The following is a 15,076-nucleotide window of genomic DNA, read 5'->3' as shown; positions in this document are numbered from 1 at the left end:
TGAAGCCACTGGAAGTTGCTCCGTTGATATCTCTATTAAGCCTAAGATTTCAAACGGAGTTGTTTTTTCCATTCTTGCTAACTTTTCGTTCATTTAGAAATCATCACGCGCTTAATGCGGTGATTACTTCTAAATAAAAAATCACATATCCATAAAAAGGAGAATTACATATGATATTCTTTATGTAAGATATTTGAATAAAGATAGGGGAAGTGAGTATGGACAAGAAGATAACGTATTGGCTAGGATCTATTATAGGGATAATAGTGCTTGCAGCTGGTATGACTTATGGGATGTTACAGTTTGCTGAAGTACCAATAGGTGGTGAGGAGCATGCTTTTGCAGAATCTGATAAAGAAGAACCACCATCGAATGAAGCAGAAATTAAAGGTTCCAATGCACAGCTTCATATCACTAAAAGTTCTACTGAAGAAGAAGTTATTTCAGCTATGCATAGCATGACTCATCAAAAGGTAAAAGCGAATGACGGACGGGGCGCAACTCCTATGTCTAAAAAGAATGCAGAGAAAGTAAGAAACATTCTAAATGAAAATGATTTTAAGAATAAAGAAGAACTATTAGCAATCACTGAAAGATGGGTAAATAGGGATTTTAGTAAAATCGTAGAAGAACATAACTATTTCTGGGAACTTCAAGACGGCAAGATAGGGGAAGCTACAAAAATGGATTCGTTAGACGAGCAAACATTCTCTCTAAATACTTTCGGTGATGAAGTAACAGCCGCATTAAGTAAATCAGGGGATCTTCAGTATGTTGGAGAATAATAAACATCTATAGATTATAGTGAGAAGCTTACCTTTTCTAAATTTCTTCAATACATAGAGGTGATTTTCAAGCAAGAGGAAGGCGCCTTATGGTGTCTTTTCTTTATGGGGTACTGACGCATGCCCATCAACTTAAGAATTTAGAATTCCCCCCAAAAAATATGAGTTTTTCGTTACAAGTTATCACAAAATTTCGTTTTTGGGGTAGTTTTATTTTCTTAGCTTGATTGCGATGAGCGGTACCCCATAAAGGCCCCTGATACATAATTGATGTTCTGCCATTTGTAGAAAACAATCCACTTATACCATTTTAACAAGAAGAAATATCTCGTCCATGTTGTAATATTGGCTTACGTTAAGCTTGTGAAAAAATCATATTCATGTATAATACAATTGATGTATGATACAATAGTTGTAGGAGGGTGACCTTTTTGAAAAGAGAAGATGCCTTAAAACTAAGAACAGATATTAAGAAAATGATTATAATAACTGGGGTTTTTGAATCTCAAAATTTGCCCAATGGACCATTTGAAAAACCTTTACCAACTTCTCAAATGATGGCGTTAGAGGAACTAGAGGTGGAAAAATTAACTGTTTGGCAACTATCCAATAAACTTAGATTAGAGACTTCAACTGTAAGTAGATTGGTAGATAAGTTAGTAAAAAAGGGGCTTGTTTATCGTGAAGTAAATGAAAAAAATAGAAGAGAACTTTTTCTGCACCTCACAGAAAAAGGTCACATAACAGTTAATTGCTTAAGAGAGCAATCCATTACATTTTATCAAAGTATTCTCAATAATTTATCAGAATCAGAACAAAAAATAGTTGTGGATGGTTTTGAATTATTTATTGATTCTATTTCTAAGCCTTTTGATTAGAGTGAGGTAAATCATAACATTTGGAGGATAAAATGAGTTTGCATTTTGAACGTCCTATTATTGAATTAAAAGAGAAATTTGATGAATTAAAGAAAATTATGGAAGAAAATAATGTGGATTTATCGTCAGAAATTCATGAATTAGAAAAACGTTTAAATAAAATGCAAGATAAAATTTATTCTAATATTACACCTTTTCAACGAGTTCAAATTGCAAGGCTACGTAACCGGCCCACGACATTGGACTATATACCTTTATTGTTTACAAACTTTCTCGAACTTCATGGTGATCGATTATATGGTGATGATAAAGCAATGATAGGTGGTATTGCAAAATTTAAAGGGATGCCCGTTACGGTTATTGGTCATCAAAGAGGTAGAAATACAAAGGAAAATATAGAAAGAAATTTTGGAATGGCACATCCAGAAGGTTATAGAAAAGCGCTAAGACTTATGAAACAAGCTGATAAATTTAATCGCCCTATTATTACATTTATTGATACAATAGGCGCCTATCCAGGGAAAGGGTCTGAAGAACGTGGAATTTCTGAAGCGATAGCTCGAAATCTATTTGAAATGGCTACACTTAAAGTGCCAATTGTTTGTATTGTAATTGGAGAGGCATCAAGTGGTGGAGCTCTTGGCATTAGTGTCGGTAACCATATCCATATGTTAGAGTATTCATGGTACTCGGTAATTTCGCCAGAAGGAGCAGCATCTATCCTATGGAAGGACGCTAAGTATGCTCCAGAAGCTGCTGAACATATGAAAATTTCAGCAAAAGATTTAAAACATTTAGGAATTATTGATGAAATCATTCCTGAAATTAAAGGTGGAGCACAAAATGATATAAAATCACAGGCAAAAATGATTGAATCTGTAATCGAATCATCTCTAAAAAAATTGATACTATTATCCTCGGAAGAGCTTATACAACAGCGATATGAAAAGTATAGACAAATAGAGAATTATAAATGAAAATATTTAAAGTCCGTATTACATTTCGGAGGATTCTCGCAAAAAAATTCTAAATATTTTGTAAGTAACCTCTTAAACTGGGATATGCTGATACTATTACTCTACAAAAGATGTGTGATCGGTATGGAAAAGGAAAATTTGTTCAAATGGAAGCATTATCAGCAAGATATTATTTTGTTAACTGTACGTTGGTACGGTATAACTTAATTTTTCGTGATTTAGTAGAAATGATGAGGAACCAGGATTATCCTACCATTATGCTAGAAATATATATGTTATATTTTCTTTTCCACTACCTTTGCACCAGAACCAAAAAATACGCTATTCTTTCTGTAGAATCATAGGAAAGGATGGCGTTTTTGTATGTATCTATCAATTTCTGACGAATTACAATTGTTTGCTGAAGAATTATATGAACATCTTACCCCTTCATTTTTGGGAAATCTCGCTAGAGAGCTAGGTTTTGTAAAACGAAAACGTAAATTTTCAGGGTATATGTCAAAAATGAATTTCCTGAATACTTTCGAAACGGAACAATAAAAAAACAATCTCAGTACATCAAAGTTGATTTAGAGCACATCATGGATACCTTAAAACCAGGACAGTCCTATGAAATAAAAGAAGCTTATATTGGAAAGGATAAAAAACTATTTACTCGGGTGATTATGTATCGATTAACAGAAAAACAACTTCGTGAGCGTATGAAAAAACAAGTGTACACAGAAAGTAAAAAAGGGATTACATATTAGGAAAAAAGCAAACGATTAGCTGGCATGAACCTATATGTTACCAATACACCTTGGGAGATTGCTCCGATGGAACAAATCCATAATTTTTACTCTCTCCGCTGGCAAATTGAAATCATTTTTAAAACTTGGAAATCCTTATTTCAAATTCATCATTGGCAACATATTAAACAAGAGCGATTAGAATGCCATGTTTATGGAAAACTCATTGCCATAATTAAGTGAATATAAAGCAATTGGAATGATTCAAGATCACTTATCGAGTTTGTATCAAGCCATACAACAAAACATCCAAGAAATAACAAAGATCCTAATCAGCCTGTTCCACCTCCTACAGAAGAACGGAAGAAAATCTCATCGATATGAGAAGAAGACTGTTTTTGATATTATGGGCATGGGGTACTGACGGCAAAACGTAGATTTTATCCGCTAAGAATATGCAGGATCTCATGCAGACTACAAGAACGATTTGAGCTCCCAAATCCTGTTGCAACAGGAATGTATGAAACCTTGCATACAAAGAAGGGAACTGAAAGCCAGGAAACTATTGATATGAATGACTTTCTGAGATTTGTTTACTACTGATAATGATACGTTATGTTAACCGAGCATGTATGGAATATACATCCATTTTTTATAACAAATCGTTTCTTCTAGATGGTATAATAAGGAAAAGAGGAGTTCGTGTAGTATGAAAAAGCGAATACGTTCGGATTATCTTATTTGTTTAACATGAATTGTCATTGCATTTAGAGCCAACATAAAGAGGCTTTACCTAATAAAAAAACAAATGGTAAGAGCCGTTAACACCTCTTTTCAGAACAAAATATGTACATAGGGGGTTATTAAAGGTGAGAAAAAAAAGTTGTACATTACTCATTGAAGAATGTGAGGAATTATTAGGTCAAATAGACGATAAATTCCGTAAAACCTTTGAAAATCCTGAAAATATAGAAGTTGCAGTACCTAAAGTTAAAACCTTCTTAGAACATTGCAGAAGCATACTAGAATATACTGCACAAGATATTTTTGAGTTGGTAGTGCCTGAACAGGAAAGAATTCGCAAATTAAAAAGTAGAGACAACAATGTTTATTTTCCTTATGGATCAACAACAAAGATATTTAGAAGCAGTGTTTCAAGAAGTTTACCAGGATTAATGAGTAGTAATGCACAAGTATACAGTCTAGTTGAAGGTCTTCAAGATTATAAAAGAGATAAAGAAAAGGAATTCCTTACATACATGTGTAGGGAAACCAATTATAACAAGCATGATGATTTGTCAGAGAATGAAAGACAGAGTACCATGTATACACAAATTGGAAGTGCAGCAAAAATTGGTCAGGGTGCGAGTGTTCTTTTTCAGGACTGTGTTATCAATGGTGTGCCAACGGGAACTTTTTCAGTTGAAAACGGTCAGATACGAGGTAATATAAATCCTCGTCTTCTTGGGGAAATAGTTCAGTATGAAGAAGGACAATATGTATTCAAAGGTACTAAAAGAAGTGTAGTACAGTTCCTACAGTTTTCTTTAAACGAGATTAAACAGTTCGTTGATGATTTGTACAAGATATTAGAATCAAGATATGTTTAAATAAACGAAAGATATTTACTGCCTCTTTCGATAATTATGTAAATGAGCTCCCCATATGGGAAGCTCATTGTATTTTTTCTAGCTTGGCTGGGTTCCGAAATGCTGGCGGTACTCCGATCTAGTCGGGGGAAGGCGCCTTATGGTGTCTTTTTTATTACCTTTCGACACAATATGACAATATACAAATAACTTGTTTGCTACTATGAGTTGAGAAATCTTACATTTTAGACGCTGGAGGATACATATTATGAACAATAAATTATTAATCGCACTCACAAGTTGCGTTTTAAGTATGGGATTAGCAGCATGCTCAACTAACAAAGCAGCAAGTACTTCTAATGACTCTAAAGCTGAAGAAAAATCACAAAAAGAAGCGAATAAGGATCAGAAGGCTGAAGAAAAAGCTAAACAAGAAGAACAACAGCGTCAAGAAGCGGAGGCGCAACGACAAGCGGAAGAAGAGAAAGCTAAACAAGAAGAACAGCAACGTCAAGAGGCCGAAGCACAACGGCAGGCTGAAGAAAAAGCCAAGCAAGAAGAACAACAACGTCAAGAGCAGGAACAAGTCCGTAAACAACAAGAAGCGAAAAAGCAACGTACAGTAAAAGAAACAAGAATCTATGACGTTAACGGAAACGATGTGACCGAGGAAATGAAGAGAGTAGAAGAGTTAAATAAAGAAAGTATTGAAGCAGCAAATAAAGAAGTAGGCCCCGAATGGGAAAAATACCAAGAAGAACAGATAAGAAAGCATGAAAAAGAACGTAAGGAAAAAGAAGAACGTGAGGAACGAGAAGGTTTAGAGTATGCGAAAAGGAGAGCACAATCATTTGAGGATAAAGAACGAGAAAAAATGAGTTGTGACGACGCGAAAAATGTTCTTGAACAATTAAAAAATGCCGAACAGAATCCAGCTATAAAAGAAAGTATTGTCAAGTATCAAGAAAAAGTAAATATGTGTAGCAAGCAATAAAATAACTTAACGTGGTAAAATAATATTTGGATGGGAGTCCAATACATATTATTAAAATTAAAGTGGTTCAAGTCGGAGAAAGGCGCCTTATGGTGTCTTTTCTTTTTACCATTCGACAAAATGTAACAATATACAAATAAATCATTTGCTACTATGAGATGAGAAATCTTACATTTAAAAAAGAACTATTTAAAATAATTAATACAGATCGGAGGGAAGAAAATGAAACGAAAGTTACTTACGGTGTTAACATGCGGTACATTACTTATGAGTATGGCTGCTTGTAGCTCAAATGAGAAGACTGCAACTGAATCGAAACCTAAACAAGAGGAAAAAGTTCAGGAAAAACCGAAAGTTCAATCCATTCAAAAGCAACAAAAAGATAGTTATGTAGTAAGTGAAGATGATTTATCTAAAGCAGCACAGTCGATTGGAGAAATCAAAAACGAGCAAATTATAAATGACATGATGATACATATGTCTCTCCAAAAACTCACATTCAATGGGAATAATCTTCATGCTCCTGGTACCCGTGAGATAGGTCGATTTCAAATGACAAAAGAAAACATTCAATACTTAAAAAACAACTTAAATGTTATCCATAATGATGAAAGACAAAAATATGAAGCTATTCTGAACAAATGGTACGATGGAAATTTCGAATCCGCAGTTGAAGACTATAGAGAAATTCTTTCTTTGCGTCTTGGAAAAGAGCAAAGTGTGGATAGATCTAAACTAGCTAAAAAAACGGATAGTGATGAAAAAGAATTTATTCTCCATTTCTTTGGTCAAGAAGGATTAAATATTCATAATAAGGAGTGGAAATATGGAGAGTTATAGAAATAAAACTGAATTTCACTTCACTAAAAAGTACAATGCTTTTACTCTGCAATACGGTATTTCTTTTTGGGGTCACATGGCCATCAACTTAAGGTTATTAACTATACCCAAGTGTGAAGAAACACGAAAGAAATAACTAAGATTCTTATCCGTCTGTTCCACCTTCTACAGAAGAATGGACGGAAATCAATAGGAATATGAGCTGTACATCCAAAAACACAAAAAAAAGACACTCTCAAGAGTGCCTCTACTTAGCAGCCGATTCCGCCGCCCCAACAGCTAGCTCCAACGATGATTAGTAAAATAAAGAGCACAACAAGTAAGGCAAATCCGCCGCCGAAACCACAGCCTCCACCACAACTTCCGCCATAGCCCATATTAACTCCTCCTTCCATAAAGTCCATTTATTAATGGATTTAATTCAATTTATGTTTTTAAGGATGAATGGAGCAGGTCCTTTTGAAAAATAAAGGTACTTGGGATTTTAAAAGAATAGACGACCTTATTTTTGTCACCGCTATTTCAACGATTACATATTGTATTTTATTCTGTGTATTGGGGGAAGGAGGATCTTTATGGCTAATTCTGAAATGATTTTACGTTTACTTACGGATTTAAAGATTGAACAGCAAGCTTTGCGAGAACAAATGGAGAAAATGCAAACAGCTTTAAGTATTCTTGAAGAAAAACCACCTATTCTGGAAAAGAAATCAGCTACTCTCGAAGAAAAACCACCTACTACAAAGCAAAGAGCTTATTCTGGACGCCCAACATCTTTTCGTGATTGGAGAGCATCTACTCAAAAGAATTCATAAGAGTATAAGAAAAGAAGGCATCCATTAAGATGTCTTCTTTTACTTGTATAATCTGAATTTATTTTTAAACGGATCCCCATAAATGATAAACCATGCCACTAACAAAAAACACTAATCCTAAAAACAAAACGATTAAAGCAAGCATTCCATTTTTATTATGCTCCATAAAGTTAGCTCCTTTTTATTTATTTACATACAAAAAAGCCCTTAGTCGTAATTATGGCTAAAGGCTTTGATCATTATACTTTTGTGTTTCATATTACTTCAGTTAGCTGTATCCGAGTAATATTCTTCTGCATTAAACTCTTTAATGAGTGATATGTCGTTTGTATCAGGGTTAAACTTAAATATCTTAATTTGACCAGAGTTATCTTTGTCTGCAAATGTATTATCGCCAATTTGGGTCATGTTGCTGATGTTTGGGGTAGAATTGCTACCATGATCATTAATTTCCACAACTCTTTCACGGTCCCAAAATGCAATGACAATGATCAAGATGATAAGGCATATACGTATGTTACGTAGTTCTCTAGTGGTGGTATTTTCCATTTGATAGTCTCCTTTGTCATGTAATAGATTTTGTGTGTAAAAGAGAAAATTCCTAAGAATAGAATATAAATAAAAAAGACACTGTAAAAAGTGTCTTTTTTATTTGAGTTATGCGCATTACTTAATAAGACGCTAGTTCCTCAGTCCGGATATGAGGAACTATGTAGGGTGATTTCATTATAACATTTTAACCAATAATGGGTCTATATGGAATTTGAAGAAGGGCTAAAAATTTGAGTTATGCGCATTGTTTAATAAGACGCTAGTTTCTCAGTCTGGCTAGGAGTAATTATGTAGGGCGATTTAATTGTAATATTCTAAATAATAATGGGTCTATATGGAGTTTGAAACAGAACTGGAAAATTATTATGCCTTTGTTTTTCCTTGTAAAAAAATGTTCAATAATTTATCATTGTAAACGTTTACTTATTGTGTATAATAAAGTTAAGTTAATAATTAAAAGGATTGTTACTGTTCGGCAGGCAAAACCTAAATTGATCTGAAGGCTACGGGTGTAGTGTGGCTTTTGGAATCAGTTTAGGTTTTTTTATTACCCTTTTGTAATATTAGTAGAAAAAGAAGGCGGAACAATATGAGAATCCATAAAATCTTAAATAACAATGTTGTTTGTACGATGAAGGATAATGAGACAGAAGTTGTACTTATGGGCAGAGGTTTGGGGTTTCAGAAAAAAGTTGGCGATGCGATTGATGAATCTAAGGTAGAAAAAACCTTTGTGCTAGAAACAAGAGAATTATCAGAGAAACTGGCTAGGTTGCTAACTGAAATTCCTGTACAGAATTTAGAAATTACAGAGAGAATTATTCAGTTTGCTAAGACAGTTTTGCCGGGGACTTTAAGTGATTATATTTATCTTACATTAACGGATCACTTAAGTTTCGCCTTAACTCGGCATAAAGAAGGAATGGATCTTAAAAATACTTTGCTTTGGGAGATTAAGAGGTTCTATCAGAAAGAGTTTGAAATTGGTCTACAAGCTTTGAACATTATTGGAGAAGAGACTGGGTTTAGACTTTCTGAAGATGAAGCAGGGTCAATTGCACTACATTTCGTTAATGCGCAGCAAGGAGAGCCGGCGATGCAGCAAACGGTGGCGATGACGAAAATCGTCCAAGATATTTTAAATGTTGTAAAGTACCACTATAAAATGAACTTAGATGAAAATTCATTTAACTATAGTCGGTTCGTAACGCATTTACGATACTTTGCCCAGCGTTTAATGCAGAAGGAATTGCATTCGGCAGAGGATGATTTTTTATACGAGCAAGTGAAAAGTAAGTATCATGAAGCATATTGTTGTACAGAGAAAATTGAGGCATACTTACGAAAAGCACATAATAATCATCTTTCAAAAGATGAAAAAGTGTATTTAACGTTGCACATTCATCGTGTAACGAAACGCAATGAATTATGTAATTGAATAAACGGGATTGTTACTGTTTGGCAGGCAAAACCTAAATTGACTTTTAATGGAGTGATTCGTATGTATCACGCTGTTATGGTTAGTTTAGGTTTTTTCTTTATAAAAATGATAAATGGGATGATTGTAAGGAGGAAGAACTACTATGAAGTATGAAAAGTTGGCAAAAGACATACTGAAACATGTTGGCGGAAGAGAAAATATAAATAGCGTCGTACATTGTATAACTCGTTTACGATTTCAGTTAAAAGATGAGGGGAAAGCAAATACGGAAATACTGAAAAATATGGAAGATGTTGTGACTGTTATGAAAAGCGGTGGACAGTATCAAGTTGTTATTGGTAACCATGTATCCGATGTGTATAAAGCGGTTATTGTTGCCGGGGGATTTCAAGAAACAGAGGAAGAAACTACGAATGAGAAGAAAAAGAGCAGTCTCATAGATATTCTTTCTAGTATTTTTACTCCTATTTTAGGAGTACTGGCTGCAACGGGGATGATTAAAGGTTTTAATGCACTATTTGTAGCATTAGGTTGGTTAAGTACTCAGTCAGGAACGTATCAAATATTAAATGCGGTTGGGGATTCGTTATTTTATTTCTTCCCAATCTTCCTAGGATATACAGCAAGTAAGAAATTTGGAGGATCGCCGTTCATTGGTATGGCAATTGGGGGAGCTTTAGTTTATCCAGCTTTATCAGGTTTAACAGCAAGTGAGCCATTATATACGCTATTTGCTGGAACGATGTTTGAATCGCCAATTCATATTACGTTTTTAGGAATACCGGTTATTTTAATGAATTATGCATCATCTGTTATTCCAATTATTCTCGCTACTTATTTTGGATCGAAAGTAGAAAGAACGTTAAAGAAAGTAATTCCAGATGTTGTTAAAACATTCGTAGTACCATTTTGCACATTACTTATCGTTGTACCAGTCACATTTCTTGTGATTGGCCCAATTGCGACGTGGGCAGGACAATTTTTAGGACAGGCTACACTTTGGATTTACAATTTAAGCCCGTTAGTAGCAGGCGTTTTAATCGGAGCTTTCTGGCAAGTGCTTGTTATTTTCGGTCTTCATTGGGGAATTATTCCGATTGGGTTTAATAATTTAGCAGTGAACGGTATCGATCCGATACTAGCGCTTACATTTGCTGCTTCATTCGCTCAAATTGGTGCTGTTCTAGGGGTTTGGATGCAAACGAAACAGCAAAAATTAAAAACACTTAGTATTCCAGCTTTTATTTCGGGTATTTTCGGAGTTACAGAACCAGCGATTTATGGTATTACACTTCCTCTTAAAAAGCCGTTTATTATGAGTTGTATTGCTGGAGGAATTGGCGGCGGAATACTTGGCGTATTCGGTACGCAAGCTTATATGACAGGTGGTCTTGGGATATTTGCGCTTCCAACATTTATTAGTCCTAAAGATGGTATTACAGCTGGATTTTGGGGCGCAATTATTGCGATGGTTGTTTCCTTAATACTAGGTTTTGTTCTTACTTATTTATTTGGTTTAAATAAAAAACAAACATCTACAGAAACAGCTGAAGCAATTGATAAAATAGCTGCATCAAACGATGATGAAATAGTCTTTAGTCCTTTTCATGGTGTAGTTAAGCCTCTCCAAAACATTGACGATGCTGCATTTGCATCAGGTGCGTTAGGTGAAGGGGTTGCGATTGAGCCTTCAGAAGGAAAGTTGTTTTCACCAGTTTCAGGTACGGTTTCTGCGCTTTTCCCGACGAATCATGCAATAGGAATTACGGCGGATTCAGGTGCTGAAATTTTAATCCATATTGGGATGGATACTGTGAAACTAGATGGCAAATTTTTCTCTTCTCGTATTGAACAAGGAGCGAGAGTAGAAAAAGGGCAATTACTTATTGAATTTAATATATCTGAAATTCAAAAGGCAGGTTATATTGTGACAACACCAGTTGTTGTTACAAATTATGATAAATATAGCATTAAGAAAACTGAAATGGAAAAGATTCAAGCAGGAGATTCCTTACTAGAGTTAGGAGTTAAATAGTAGTTACATTTCATACCGATTCAAACGAAGAAAGGTATTCTTGGAAAATCGTAATACCTTTCCTCGTTAATTCTTATATAAAGGAGTTTTTCTATATGTCTAAAGTTATTTTTCCTAAAGGATTTTTATGGGGTGGCGCAATTGCGGCCAATCAAGTTGAAGGCGCATATTTAGAAGATGGAAAAGGATTAACGACGGTTGATCTATTACCAACTGGTGAAAACCGTTGGGATATTATGAAAGGAAATATTCATTCATTTACACCGGTAGAAGGGGAGTTTTATCCATCACACGAGGCAATTGATTTTTATCATCGTTATAAAGAAGATATTGCTTTGTTTGCAGAAATGGGATTTAAAGCGTTACGTGTATCTATTGCTTGGACACGTATTTTCCCAAATGGTAATGATGAAAAGCCGAATGAAGCAGGGTTACAGTTTTATGATAACCTATTTGATGAACTGTTGAAGCACGGCATTGAACCGGTCGTTACGATGGCGCACTTTGATGTTCCTGTTCATCTAGTAGAAACGTATGGAAGCTGGAAAAGTAGAAAGCTTGTAAACTTCTTTGAGACGTATGCAAAAACGATTTTTAATAGATATAAAGATAAAGTGAAATATTGGATGACGTTTAATGAAATTAATATGCTGTTACATTTACCTTTTATGGGAGCAGGGCTAGCATTTAAAGAGGGTGAGAATAAAAAACAAACGCAGTATCAAGCAGCACATCACCAGCTTGTCGCAAGTGCTTTAGCTGTGAAAGCGTGTCATGAAATCATCCCGGGTGCAAAAATCGGTTGTATGCTTGCCGCTGGTGCAACGTATGCATATACATGTAATCCAGACGACGTTCTTCGTGCGATGGAACAAGACCGTGAATCATTCTTCTTCATTGATGTACAAGCAAGAGGAGAATATCCTGGATATGCGAAACGCTTCTTTAAAGATAACAATTTAACAATTGAAATGGAAAAAGAAGACGAGGAAATTTTAAAAGAGCATACAGTTGATTATATTGGCTTTAGCTATTATGCAAGCCGAGCAACAAGCACCGATCCAGAAGTGTTAAAAGGTATAACGAGCGGAAATGTATTTGGTTCTGTTGAAAACCCATATCTTGAAAAATCAGAGTGGGGATGGACGATTGATCCGAAGGGCTTCCGTATTACAGCGAATCAACTTTACGATCGTTACCAAAAACCTTTATTTGTCGTTGAAAATGGTCTTGGTGCAATTGACCAATTAAATGCTGAAGACGAAGTGAACGACGAATACCGTATTGATTACTTACAAAAACATATGACGGAAATGTCAGAAGCAATCCAAGATGGAGTAGATATTATCGGATATACAAGCTGGGGCCCAATTGACCTTGTAAGTGCTTCTACAGGAGAAATGAAGAAACGTTACGGATATATATACGTGGATAAAGATAATGAAGGAAAAGGTTCATTAAACAGATCGAAGAAGAAAAGCTTCGATTGGTATAAAGAAGTAATTGAGACGAATGGTGAGAGTTTGGAATTTTAAGTTTGAAAAGGAGGACATCTTAATGGATGTCTTCTTTTTTTTATTGTGAATAAAGTATGGAGCTATATTTCCCTTTACATGAACATAACGGTATAATATAGTTAAGTTAAGTGAACTTAACTATCTAAACCGAAATAACAGCATGGAGGAAAAAAGCTATGGCTAGAACGTATAAAGAAGTAATTAATGAAATGAATCGAGCCTACACTGAATTTTACATTTTACTATTTCAGGATTTAAAGGATGAGTTCGGTCTTACAGGACAGCAAGAGAGTATGCTATTTCATATTAATTTAAATGAAAACACGACAGCAAATCACATTGCGACTACTTTTAATATATCAAAAAGTGCTGTGAGCCAAGTTTTATCGAAATTGGAAAAACAGAAGATGATTTCAAAACAAGTTAATCCTAACAATAAAAGGGAGTATTTCCTTACACTTGGTCCAAATGGTAGTAAGTATATAGAACGGTTGTCTGAGTTAGATGATGTATTAATTGAGAAGTATTTTTCTAAAATCGATATCGGTGCTTTAGAGCAAATGACTGATACGTTAACGAAAATAAATAAAGTTATATTGGAAGAAAAACAGAAGGATCTTGATTCTAATGAGTAAAAATTTTGATGAAGCAATTAATAGAAAGGAGGAGAAGCATGTGATGAGTTACATACCAAATATGATTACGATAGCGAATTTTGTATGTGGACTTTTGGCTATTTACGCTATTTTCGCTCACGATATATATTTAGGAGCAGTTTTTATTATTTCAGGTATGTTATTTGATTTTTTTGATGGCATGGTCGCTCGAAAACTGGATTCTGTTTCGGAAATTGGCGGAGAGTTAGACTCATTTGCGGATTTAGTGACCTTTGGTGTGGCACCGTCTATTCTTGCATATAGTATCGCGTTAAAAGATTTGCAGTCTATCGGGATGTTATGTGCGCTTGCTTACAGCGTTTGCGGCATGCTTCGGCTTGCGAGATTTAATACGCAGCAAAGCAAGCTCCCGACATTCATAGGCATGCCCATTCCATTTGCGGCAATGTGTCTCCTCATTTTATGCTTTTTGAATAATCCAGTTTCCGTGGCGTTTGGCACATGCGTATTGGCTTATTTAATGGTGAGCAGAATCAAATTCCCTCATTTTAAAAAAGATATATCGGAAAATTTGGAGTCTGAGAGATGGGATTGATGATACGTAAATATAATGAGAAAGATAAAGGAGTATAACATGATTCATATGGCACTAAGATCATTCAGCATACAAATGTATTACTTGCTAGGCGTGATGTTATTAGGATGGTTGATGACACCTTTTTCAGCCCAGTTTGTAGGGATAAGCATTGGCCTTTTAGTTAGTATGTACTGCGCCTGGATTTTAGGAAGGCGTATTGAAAAGTTCGGAGATAGTATTGTAAAAAAAGAAAAAGCACCGATGCTTGGAATGATAAATCGGTTCGCAGCTGCAGTACTAGGCGCGATTATTATGTATGAAATTGAACACCATAACTTCATGTGGACATTTGCAGCTGGAATTATGAGTGGGTATTTCTTAATTATTATTAATTTAGGATATTACAGTATGAGAGATGCGAAGAAATAAAGTGCTGCGTAAATAACTAATTTGGATGACTTGAATGTATAAACCTAAAAACTTTCCTTTATAGAGAGCCTTTTATTACAAAGAAAAGACACCCATATAAGAGTGTCTTTTCCAATAGTTTTTTAGCAGAAGCAAGAAGCTCCAACAATGATCAGTAAAATAAACAATACAACTAATAAAGCAAAGCCGCCGCCACAACTACTACAACTACCACCAAATCCCATAATAGTTCCTCCTTTTAATAAGAGGGGAAAACAAAGGGTCACTCATGTATTTTAACGGATTCAAATTACTTTATGTTT

16 protein-coding genes and 2 pseudogenes are annotated in these 15,076 nt (G+C 34.9%); 15 read left to right on the top strand and 3 right to left on the bottom strand.

All coding sequences use genetic code 11. The annotated features are described in order from the left end of the window. Window positions 1-218 precede the first annotated feature (218 nt). The 8 genes and pseudogenes from COI75_RS01755 to COI75_RS01720 all read left to right on the top strand — a co-directional run bounded on the left by COI75_RS01755 (window position 219) and on the right by COI75_RS01720 (window position 6,791). Complete coding sequence (locus COI75_RS01755) at window positions 219-785, top strand: PRK06770 family protein (protein ID WP_098448185.1); 567 nt, start codon at window positions 219-221, stop codon at window positions 783-785. 431 nt (window positions 786-1,216) lie between these two features. Continuing rightward, complete coding sequence (locus COI75_RS01750; RefSeq protein ID WP_002095873.1) at window positions 1,217-1,663, top strand: MarR family winged helix-turn-helix transcriptional regulator; 447 nt, start codon at window positions 1,217-1,219, stop codon at window positions 1,661-1,663. A gap of 32 nt (window positions 1,664-1,695) precedes the next feature. Continuing rightward, entirely contained in the window at window positions 1,696-2,640 is a 945-nt protein-coding gene (locus tag COI75_RS01745; protein WP_000052080.1) for an acetyl-CoA carboxylase carboxyltransferase subunit alpha, read from the top strand. A gap of 123 nt (window positions 2,641-2,763) precedes the next feature. Then, window positions 2,764-2,882: pseudogene (locus COI75_RS01740) on the top strand (IS6 family transposase); the annotation flags it as partial. 249 nt (window positions 2,883-3,131) lie between these two features. Next, a pseudogene (locus COI75_RS01735) lies at window positions 3,132-3,792 on the top strand (transposase); the annotation flags it as partial. 445 nt (window positions 3,793-4,237) lie between these two features. Beyond that, window positions 4,238-4,978: a hypothetical protein gene (locus COI75_RS01730; RefSeq protein ID WP_001227885.1), complete on the top strand. Its 741-nt coding sequence runs from the start codon at window positions 4,238-4,240 to the stop codon at window positions 4,976-4,978. 247 nt (window positions 4,979-5,225) lie between these two features. Continuing rightward, window positions 5,226-5,951 (top strand): hypothetical protein, encoded by a 726-nt coding sequence (locus tag COI75_RS01725; RefSeq protein WP_001060553.1) that lies wholly within the window; start codon window positions 5,226-5,228, stop codon window positions 5,949-5,951. Window positions 5,952-6,173: 222 nt separating this feature from the next. Continuing rightward, window positions 6,174-6,791, top strand: a complete 618-nt coding sequence (locus COI75_RS01720) for a DUF6241 domain-containing protein (protein WP_000823779.1) — start codon at window positions 6,174-6,176, stop codon at window positions 6,789-6,791. Window positions 6,792-7,042: 251 nt separating this feature from the next. Here the strand turns inward: COI75_RS01720 and COI75_RS01715 are convergent, their stop codons facing one another. Next, window positions 7,043-7,168 carry a YjcZ family sporulation protein gene (locus COI75_RS01715; RefSeq protein ID WP_000540378.1) on the bottom strand — a complete coding sequence of 42 codons (126 nt, stop codon included), beginning with the start codon at window positions 7,166-7,168 and terminating at the stop codon, window positions 7,043-7,045. A 198-nt stretch (window positions 7,169-7,366) separates the two neighbouring features. Here COI75_RS01715 and COI75_RS01710 point away from each other — a divergent pair, with 198 nt between their 5' ends. Then, the gene (locus tag COI75_RS01710; RefSeq protein ID WP_000013688.1) at window positions 7,367-7,606 is read left to right on the top strand and encodes a hypothetical protein; all 240 of its coding nucleotides are present in this window, start codon (window positions 7,367-7,369) and stop codon (window positions 7,604-7,606) included. Between the two features lie 264 nt (window positions 7,607-7,870). Here the strand turns inward: COI75_RS01710 and COI75_RS01700 are convergent, their stop codons facing one another. Further along, complete coding sequence (locus COI75_RS01700) at window positions 7,871-8,155, bottom strand: YmzC family protein (protein WP_000432337.1); 285 nt, start codon at window positions 8,153-8,155, stop codon at window positions 7,871-7,873. A gap of 592 nt (window positions 8,156-8,747) precedes the next feature. Here COI75_RS01700 and licT point away from each other — a divergent pair. From licT to COI75_RS01670, 6 genes are all read left to right on the top strand, one after another. Next, window positions 8,748-9,596 carry a BglG family transcription antiterminator LicT gene (gene licT, locus COI75_RS01695; RefSeq protein WP_098448184.1) on the top strand — a complete coding sequence of 283 codons (849 nt, stop codon included), beginning with the start codon at window positions 8,748-8,750 and terminating at the stop codon, window positions 9,594-9,596. 145 nt (window positions 9,597-9,741) lie between these two features. Continuing rightward, window positions 9,742-11,634 carry a beta-glucoside-specific PTS transporter subunit IIABC gene (locus COI75_RS01690; RefSeq protein WP_098448183.1) on the top strand — a complete coding sequence of 631 codons (1,893 nt, stop codon included), beginning with the start codon at window positions 9,742-9,744 and terminating at the stop codon, window positions 11,632-11,634. A gap of 95 nt (window positions 11,635-11,729) precedes the next feature. Beyond that, window positions 11,730-13,169 (top strand): 6-phospho-beta-glucosidase, encoded by a 1,440-nt coding sequence (locus tag COI75_RS01685; RefSeq protein WP_000048726.1) that lies wholly within the window; start codon window positions 11,730-11,732, stop codon window positions 13,167-13,169. A gap of 158 nt (window positions 13,170-13,327) precedes the next feature. Then, window positions 13,328-13,786 (top strand): MarR family winged helix-turn-helix transcriptional regulator, encoded by a 459-nt coding sequence (locus COI75_RS01680; protein WP_000124774.1) that lies wholly within the window; start codon window positions 13,328-13,330, stop codon window positions 13,784-13,786. Beyond that, window positions 13,779-14,363 (top strand): CDP-diacylglycerol--serine O-phosphatidyltransferase, encoded by a 585-nt coding sequence (gene pssA / locus COI75_RS01675; RefSeq protein ID WP_000041725.1) that lies wholly within the window; start codon window positions 13,779-13,781, stop codon window positions 14,361-14,363. The genes COI75_RS01680 and pssA overlap by 8 nt, the downstream gene beginning before the upstream one ends. A gap of 39 nt (window positions 14,364-14,402) precedes the next feature. Then, window positions 14,403-14,774, top strand: coding sequence for an ATP synthase subunit I (locus COI75_RS01670; protein ID WP_000581620.1), 372 nt, complete (start codon window positions 14,403-14,405; stop codon window positions 14,772-14,774). A gap of 122 nt (window positions 14,775-14,896) precedes the next feature. On the opposite strand, the gene COI75_RS01665 is transcribed toward COI75_RS01670, so the two are convergent. Continuing rightward, window positions 14,897-14,998 (bottom strand): YjcZ family sporulation protein, encoded by a 102-nt coding sequence (locus COI75_RS01665; protein WP_000505688.1) that lies wholly within the window; start codon window positions 14,996-14,998, stop codon window positions 14,897-14,899. Window positions 14,999-15,076 lie beyond the last annotated feature (78 nt).

This window comes from Bacillus cereus (assembly GCF_002564555.1).
GTDB lineage: Bacteria > Bacillota > Bacilli > Bacillales > Bacillaceae_G > Bacillus_A > Bacillus_A cereus_K.
Note: the sequence above shows the minus strand (reverse complement) of the source record. Positions and strands in the feature narration are given on the sequence as shown.

What these genes read in the sequence shown, in the direction of transcription:
- COI75_RS01715 (WP_000540378.1), bottom strand. Translation starts at nt 7,168, where the DNA reads ATGGGCTATGGCGGAAGTTGTGGTGGAGGCTGTGGTTTCGGCGGCGGA.
- COI75_RS01745 (WP_000052080.1), top strand. Translation starts at nt 1,696, where the DNA reads ATGAGTTTGCATTTTGAACGTCCTATTATTGAATTAAAAGAGAAATTT.
- COI75_RS01700 (WP_000432337.1), bottom strand. Translation starts at nt 8,155, where the DNA reads ATGGAAAATACCACCACTAGAGAACTACGTAACATACGTATATGCCTT.
- COI75_RS01670 (WP_000581620.1), top strand. Translation starts at nt 14,403, where the DNA reads ATGATTCATATGGCACTAAGATCATTCAGCATACAAATGTATTACTTG.
- COI75_RS01755 (WP_098448185.1), top strand. Translation starts at nt 219, where the DNA reads ATGGACAAGAAGATAACGTATTGGCTAGGATCTATTATAGGGATAATA.
- COI75_RS01720 (WP_000823779.1), top strand. Translation starts at nt 6,174, where the DNA reads ATGAAACGAAAGTTACTTACGGTGTTAACATGCGGTACATTACTTATG.
- COI75_RS01690 (WP_098448183.1), top strand. Translation starts at nt 9,742, where the DNA reads ATGAAGTATGAAAAGTTGGCAAAAGACATACTGAAACATGTTGGCGGA.
- COI75_RS01725 (WP_001060553.1), top strand. Translation starts at nt 5,226, where the DNA reads ATGAACAATAAATTATTAATCGCACTCACAAGTTGCGTTTTAAGTATG.
- COI75_RS01665 (WP_000505688.1), bottom strand. Translation starts at nt 14,998, where the DNA reads ATGGGATTTGGTGGTAGTTGTAGTAGTTGTGGCGGCGGCTTTGCTTTA.
- COI75_RS01710 (WP_000013688.1), top strand. Translation starts at nt 7,367, where the DNA reads ATGGCTAATTCTGAAATGATTTTACGTTTACTTACGGATTTAAAGATT.
- COI75_RS01680 (WP_000124774.1), top strand. Translation starts at nt 13,328, where the DNA reads ATGGCTAGAACGTATAAAGAAGTAATTAATGAAATGAATCGAGCCTAC.
- licT (WP_098448184.1), top strand. Translation starts at nt 8,748, where the DNA reads ATGAGAATCCATAAAATCTTAAATAACAATGTTGTTTGTACGATGAAG.
- pssA (WP_000041725.1), top strand. Translation starts at nt 13,779, where the DNA reads ATGAGTAAAAATTTTGATGAAGCAATTAATAGAAAGGAGGAGAAGCAT.
- COI75_RS01685 (WP_000048726.1), top strand. Translation starts at nt 11,730, where the DNA reads ATGTCTAAAGTTATTTTTCCTAAAGGATTTTTATGGGGTGGCGCAATT.